This window comes from Vibrio sp. 10N.261.51.A3 (genome assembly GCF_041471965.1).
GTDB classification, from domain to species: Bacteria; Pseudomonadota; Gammaproteobacteria; order Enterobacterales; family Vibrionaceae; genus Vibrio; species Vibrio crassostreae_C.
Genome location: NZ_JBFRPK010000145.1, coordinates 1 through 460, shown reverse-complemented (window position 1 = coordinate 460; position 460 = coordinate 1). Strand labels below are relative to the sequence as shown.

The 460-nt window shown below is 40.2% G+C and carries 1 protein-coding gene and 1 tRNA gene; both read left to right on the top strand.

Going from position 1 to position 460, the window contains the following annotated elements; translation table 11 throughout:
• Positions 1-104 precede the first annotated feature (104 nt).
• Positions 105-195: transfer RNA gene (locus AB4371_RS22265), tRNA-Ser, on the top strand.
• 85 nt (positions 196-280) lie between these two features.
• Positions 281-442 (top strand): DUF6538 domain-containing protein, encoded by a 162-nt coding sequence (locus AB4371_RS22260; RefSeq protein WP_372099047.1) that lies wholly within the window; start codon positions 281-283, stop codon positions 440-442.
• Positions 443-460 lie beyond the last annotated feature (18 nt).

The window sequence follows — 460 nt, the reverse complement described above, 5'->3', positions numbered from 1 at the left end:
AAATTTATTTTCACTTTTTTGAAAGGTGAATACAAAAGGTATCGTTACTTGCATTAGCAAATAACAACCTCAACAGTGTACTAATCTGTTGATGACAATTTGTTGGAGGGATGGCTGAGTGGTCGAAAGCACCGGTCTTGAAAACCGGCAACCGTTAATAGCGGTTCTAGGGTTCAAATCCCTATCCCTCCACCACTCTTAAAGATTAAACCGCTGTTTTTACAGCGGTTTTTTCGTATCTAAAGCCTCGAAAATCATCTCGCACAGAAAGGTAGCACAGATGTACTTATTGAGACTTCCAAATAGCGTATACTACACACGCATCGCCACCCCACTTTCACTGCGTAGCAGCGGTTATCCCAAAGAGTTTAAATTCTCTCTTCTAACTCGTGAACGTAAAGTCGCTTACCTGAGAAATATCGAACAGGTTCAATTATACTAATCCGGAAAATTAACTGAT